Source organism: Komagataeibacter melaceti, assembly GCF_003403295.1.
GTDB lineage: Bacteria > Pseudomonadota > Alphaproteobacteria > Acetobacterales > Acetobacteraceae > Komagataeibacter > Komagataeibacter melaceti.
This window is the reverse complement of record NZ_QUWV01000192.1, coordinates 1-5,628: the sequence shown is the minus strand read 5'-3', so window position 1 is coordinate 5,628 and position 5,628 is coordinate 1. Positions and strand designations below refer to the sequence as shown.

Annotated in this window: 9 protein-coding genes and 1 pseudogene; 7 read left to right on the top strand and 3 right to left on the bottom strand. The window is 54.4% G+C overall.

All coding sequences use genetic code 11. The features are described 5' to 3' along the window. Window positions 1–41: 41 nt before the first annotated feature. Genes DY926_RS17945 through DY926_RS15835 form a run of 3 tightly spaced genes read right to left on the bottom strand, consistent with a single transcriptional unit; the run spans window position 42 to window position 1,679 of the window. Entirely contained in the window at window positions 42–263 is a 222-nt protein-coding gene (locus DY926_RS17945) for a 2-thiouracil desulfurase family protein (protein ID WP_274541811.1), read from the bottom strand. Between the two features lie 22 nt (window positions 264–285). After that, a complete protein-coding gene (locus DY926_RS15840) occupies window positions 286–945 on the bottom strand; it encodes a hypothetical protein (RefSeq protein ID WP_116704234.1) in 660 nt (219 codons plus the stop codon). Next, window positions 942–1,679 (bottom strand): hypothetical protein, encoded by a 738-nt coding sequence (locus DY926_RS15835; RefSeq protein WP_408886083.1) that lies wholly within the window; start codon window positions 1,677–1,679, stop codon window positions 942–944. The genes DY926_RS15840 and DY926_RS15835 overlap by 4 nt, the downstream gene beginning before the upstream one ends. Window positions 1,680–1,924: 245 nt before the next feature. On the opposite strand from DY926_RS15835, the gene DY926_RS18160 reads away from it, so the two are divergent. The 7 genes and pseudogenes from DY926_RS18160 to DY926_RS15805 form a co-directional block, all read left to right on the top strand. Next, window positions 1,925–2,170, top strand: a complete 246-nt coding sequence (locus DY926_RS18160) for a hypothetical protein (protein ID WP_116704232.1) — start codon at window positions 1,925–1,927, stop codon at window positions 2,168–2,170. 227 nt (window positions 2,171–2,397) lie between these two features. Then, the gene (locus DY926_RS17125; RefSeq protein WP_148707828.1) at window positions 2,398–3,042 is read left to right on the top strand and encodes a hypothetical protein; all 645 of its coding nucleotides are present in this window, start codon (window positions 2,398–2,400) and stop codon (window positions 3,040–3,042) included. 207 nt (window positions 3,043–3,249) lie between these two features. Next, entirely contained in the window at window positions 3,250–3,366 is a 117-nt protein-coding gene (locus DY926_RS18155) for an N-acetylmuramidase domain-containing protein (RefSeq protein ID WP_116704231.1), read from the top strand. A gap of 64 nt (window positions 3,367–3,430) precedes the next feature. Beyond that, complete coding sequence (locus tag DY926_RS17120) at window positions 3,431–4,135, top strand: hypothetical protein (RefSeq protein ID WP_148707827.1); 705 nt, start codon at window positions 3,431–3,433, stop codon at window positions 4,133–4,135. Window positions 4,136–4,990: 855 nt separating this feature from the next. Then, window positions 4,991–5,191 carry a type II toxin-antitoxin system CcdA family antitoxin gene (locus DY926_RS15815; protein ID WP_186336203.1) on the top strand — a complete coding sequence of 67 codons (201 nt, stop codon included), beginning with the start codon at window positions 4,991–4,993 and terminating at the stop codon, window positions 5,189–5,191. Next, complete coding sequence (locus tag DY926_RS15810; protein WP_116704229.1) at window positions 5,192–5,497, top strand: CcdB family protein; 306 nt, start codon at window positions 5,192–5,194, stop codon at window positions 5,495–5,497. 26 nt (window positions 5,498–5,523) lie between these two features. Continuing rightward, window positions 5,524–5,628, top strand: a pseudogene (locus DY926_RS15805) (SDR family oxidoreductase); the annotation flags it as partial.

Sequence of the window (5,628 nt, the reverse complement as noted above, 5' to 3'; positions counted from 1 at the left end):
CACGAACTGTTGCCATGGAACTGGCACCCCATGACTGATCTTCACAAAAAGGCCGCATGATCAACGGCGGCCTTAAGCGGCCGGTTACTTTCGGCGGGTGGTCGTGGTGTTGGCAAACCCGCCGCCGTTTCCGGGCAGAAGGCGAAAACCCGCCCTTCAGCCTGCCAGCGCGCCAGGCTGGCATGCATCAACGGTCGCGCGGCGCCATCATACCGGACAGGCTGGCCAGACAGGCAGCCACTTAGCAGCAGGGTCGGTTTCATGACCCGAACATGCCACGCCCGGTTACGGAAAGGAATGATGCAATACTGACGGGCCGCGACCACTGGCAAACGGGGCGACGGGATCAGGCTTTCCGCACCCCGTTTCCGTCCAGCCGGCAATCACGGCCCGCACCCTGCCGCGCAGGGCCGCGCGCTGGGTAAGCAGGCGGGTGGCCTCGGCATGGCGGGTCGGGTCGTTCTGGGCAAATAACGTGGCTTCATAGCCAAGCTGGCGCGCCATCTCCACATCCGGCAGGGATGACAGCGGGGCGTAGGCTACCGGCAGGCTGACCGTCTGCCCGCGCGTGCGGCTGGCGTCGCCCTCGATCCCGAAGGTGGGCGTGGTAGTGATTGCCCCCACGCTGAACTGCCCGCCCTGCGTGAAGCTACCGGACAGTTGCAGCGTCACATCCCCCGCAATCGTGCCAACCACGGGGTCGGGTGTGTGCTGCCCGCACTGGGCCGCGCGCACCGCCTGCGCAAACCGGGCCTGCTGCGCGGCTGTCCAGTCACCGGCATGCGAGACCGAAACCACCCCGGCCTGCGCAAGGCTGCTCTGGATGGAGGCCATGGCCTGCGGGATGGTGGTGTGCACCGGCCCGGGCTGGAGCGCGCACCCGGCCATGCCGAACAGGCTGGCGAGGACGAGCACCACCCGGTCGGCCCCATACGGGCCGCTCATGCCGCGCCATCCAGATAGGCATCATTCGCGGCCACCAGCGCCTCCCCGTCCTGCCCCGAGGGTGACAGCATCCCGGCGGGCAGGAGCTGCCGCCATGCCAGACCGTGCGCCTCCATGATGCGTGAGCGCACCCAGCGCCACGTGGCCTTCTGTTTCGCGCCCCATGTCAGCAGCGTCACGAGGTCGGTATCCGCCGTGCCGGTATAATCCCACAGCAGCAGGCAGTGCCCGCCCGCGCTGCCCGGCGTGGGGTCGCCATGGGCTGCGGGGCTGTCCGTATCCCATACCGGCGGCAGGTTGCCGTCCTGGTCCTGCCACATATCCGCATCCGCCAGTTGCACACCCAGATAGGCGGCGGACAGGCCAGCCGCGATGTTGCGCACCCCGTTCAGGTCGGCCGGATCGGCGCTGCCCCATAGGGGGAACAGCGTCTGCGTTGCCAGCGCGTAGCCCTCACGCTGGGCGTATCCCAGCACGTCCACCTCAATGCCGCCATTATCCGTGGCCGGTTTGCCCGGCACGTAGCCGGTGGAGAGGCTGTAGAACCGCACCGCCGCATCCGTGGTGATATCCGCCACATCAAAACCGGCCAGCGCCGCCGTGGCGTGCAGGTGGTTGCCGATGCCCGCACTGGTGCAGTCCCCGATCCGGTCATTGCCCAGCATGGCCGGGTGCGGGTCGATATGGCTGCGGTCCAGCCTTGCCGGGGCCTGCCGGGCCATGAACCCGCGCATGGAGGAAAGATGCGGCTGGCCGGGCCGGTGTTCAGCCGGACGGCAGCCGAGTTTGCGCACGCGCGCACGCCGCGATGTCTGTGCGTTCATTGGATACCCATATGTTCGCCATAAGCGATATTGTGGTTGTGGAAGTGACCTGCGAAGCCCCGGCTCCGGCGGACTTTCATGGCCGACGTGTGGGGTATGCCGGGTGTTGTTCAGCGCCGGGCGGAGACCATGATCGTGGTTGTGGCCGTTAACGGGTGCGTGGGCGCTTTGCCGACTGGGAAAACATTGCCGAACACAATGAACTGGAAGTACCGCCTGAAGACGAGGGAAATATTTCGGCGGATACCCTCAAGTCAAAAGAGGCCGGGGCGCTGTCGGCACCGTTTTCGGACAGTTCAAACGCGATGGCCGCGTTCATTCAGAACGTCTTCAAATTTCGCCATAAACGGATCAGTCACGCCGGGCCTTGCATTTTTACAGGGGAGCGCAATACGCGATGACAAAACGGGAAAATCCCCCTCGCCTGTCCCAACTGCGCCGCCATCAAGCCGTGGCTACTGTTCTTGAGGTAATAGTCCGCGGGAAGCATTGGATAATTTCTTCCCGATGTTACCTAAAATTTGGTAGAAGAACAACGCCTTCCATGGAATATCTCTGGTCACGTCTATCTTATTCCCCTTCATGCCTGATATGATCGCGTCAATGCAACGTGAGGAATGCAAGGTTGTTGTGCCTTTATACAGAACTGAAGGGGTGGCAGGGACTGATCGGCTCTCTTATGGGCTTTGGCAGTCTTATTGCAGGTGCACTTTTTAATTCTCAACTGAACCGGAAGAGAGATAAATTGCTCCGGCAGGATGAAATGATTGCTGTAGCATCTGCCCTGTATGGCGAAATATTGGTTCAACGGCGTAGTGTAGCCTATATGGCTAATGCGGTCGCTAATCGCTACTGGGATTGGGGTACAGGAAAACTTGGCCAAGTTCGCCCATTTGATAAGCATTTCATCGAGTGGGTCAGTTTGCCGCCATTAAAGCTTTATCCTGCATTAGAGGCCAAGATAGGTATGCTTCCCAGTGATTTAGTCTTGGAAGTAGTCATGTTCTACGCGCATGTTGAACAGGCCAAGACGTGGCTCCCTAAACTGGTCGATGACCCTGAGCGACCATTTAGTTATGGAATCGATTTTGTTTTAGATCCTTCAATTAAAGCCGTTGAAGGCGCATCAAAAGTATTACAGATAATTGAATCCATATCAAAAATTACCCAAACAAAAGAAATTCCGAACATTACGAGAGCCCGCGAAGTTCTAAAATTTGAATTGGAAAGACGGATGCAAGCCGATCAGGGGCAGTTTGACCTTAGCCAGTGACGCCAGGGTGCGTCGTCAGTCAAGCCCGAGAATTGCGGCGACGGGTTGTACTGCTGCGAGGAAATTTGATTTCAGCTTGTCTTGTCATAGCGTGTCGCGATGCCTCTAAATAGCCTCAGTCTGGCGAAGAACCGCTCGGTTTCGTTTCTCTTTCTGTAGAGTGAGAAGCGGGGTTTCCGTGGATTATAGCGATTTCTCCTTGAAGGAATGACCGCTGCAATCTGGCGCGCTTTGATCAACAAGGACTGGACAGCATTTGCCTACATCTACAATGTTAGTAATTACCGGGAATTTCACTATGGTAGTCATATAAAACAATTATGATGAATACATCATATCAAAATACTCCGGCTGGAAATGATATGATGGCAGCTTTTCTAAAGACAGTATGGCAGCAGAAAACACGAAAACGATTGAAGCCGCAGAATTCATGAAGCATCCTGTAAAAATCGTCAGGCCATTAAGAATTCAGGAAAGATATTTCCCAATGAAAAGATGTATTCATTCCGCCCTGTTTTTCCTACTGTCCATCTGGCTTGGCATATCCATGGCCCGGGCCGAAAAAACAGGTCCATATACCCTCGCGCCAAGTCATGCCGCCGATTTTGAAAGGGTTGGCCACACAGTACTGCCGCATGCTCCCTCTTACCTCAATCCACAGTTCTTTGCTCTCAGACAGGATAATATGCCAATAGGGTATATTTATTCAGTCGATCCAGAACCGGGAGAAGAAGCGTACAGGACAGGTGAGTTGAGTGATTGCCAGATAACCTGGCTGGATGCCAAAACTGGCAAAAGAAAAACCATAAAAACCCTCATCCGCATGCGTTACAATGGGGCGACGGATTGTAATAGATTATCTGCGATTGGTATTGTTTATCAGAATAAAAATATCATAAAAATTGGGTTTATATATAATGTCTCCTTATTCGCTACAACGGTTGAAAACCCGTCAGGTGAAGATGAGGAACCTGTGGTCATGACGCTTGATCCCCGGACCGGGACATGGGCTTTTGATGAAAAAGATGCAAATAAAGTGTTTATGCTGCATGATGTAACACTTTCTGGAATGCATAAAATTTTTGCGAAGTAAACAAAATTAACAGTTATTAATATAATAGCATCACCCGACCGCACCAATGCGCCGGTTGACCCCATTATATTTTGGCGCATATTATCGGTTCAGACCGATTGTAGTGGAGATAATTTGCACTGCTATGATAAAGGCAACGGTTCGACTTCCGAGCCGTCTGCCCTTTGTCTGGTCGTCAATGAAAGGGCTCCGGCCCTTTCCGCAGTATCAACTATCGCGTCGATTGCCTTCTTTAGTCCCTAAAATAAAAAAATCAGATCCCAACAGGCCCGATATGTCTGAACATGAATCAGGTTTTATCAGGCGCTCAAGCCCATGCGGTATCAGTTCTTTCCTCTGGCACTCCTGATTATGCTCTGTACAGCGCACGCGAATACGCCATCACGGATACCAGAAGATATTTCCATTCCTAAAATAGATGCGCTGAACAGAAAAAATAAATTTCTGCGAATTATGTATGGAAAGCCATCTGTCATTATTCTTCGTGCCAGACATTCCGATATTTCAGCTCTCTTGTTAATCCTACCAGACCGCAAAGATACGGGACAGCACAAAGCATCGGTTTTAACAAATGGACCCTGTCTGGTCTTTACGACTTTCCAGCCCTGAACGGAGCTTCCGCTTCCCTCCATGAACTGCCTGTCCACTCAAGGAACGTGAAGCGGACAGGCGGCAGACGCCCTCATGCTGGTCATAAGAAAAGCCGTTAATGCTCCCCGAAAGCGGTCATACCTTCGCGCAAAAATATGGGCATACAAATGCGCATAAACATGTGTTATATTCTAGCTGTCAGTATATAGGAGCAAAGCTATGGTTCGCGTGCATTCCGGCACTCCATCACGTCGCCCCACAAATGTGACGCTACCCGCTCAGTTGCTCGAAGAAGCCAAGTCGTTAGATCTCAACATATCGCAGGCTTGCGAGCAGGGGATTAAGTCAGCGATCGCGTCGATCCGTGCTCAGCAATGGCTGGCAGACAATCGCGCTTCCCTCGAAGCCTCACGGCAATATGTTGAAGAGAACGGGCTTCCCCTGGCGGACTATCGGAACTTCTAAGTGGCCCGTTTTGATGTGTATCGTCTGGCCGGACGGGGAGAAGCACGTTTCGTTCTGGATGTGCAGGCAGATCTTCTGGACGCCCTGGGTATCCGTGTCGTTGTTCCGCTGCTGCCGCAGGGAACCGCACCAAAGCCTGCAAAGAGGCTGAACCCGGTGTTTATGGTTGACGACTGTCCCTTTGTCATGATGACGCAGTTTATGGCCGCCGTTCCTGACCGTGATCTGAAGAAGATCATTGCTTCATTGTCGCTTTGCCAGGACGAAATTACTCAGGCGCTTGATTTGCTTCTCACAGGTTTCTGAAACGCGACGATAGTCGGCTTACGCTTCAAACAGGAGTGACCGGTATCGGGGATATTGCACCGTTCGTGCGCTTCCTCGTATCTGACGGATGGTGGATGACGGGTCAGACCATTCTGGTCAATGGAGGCTAC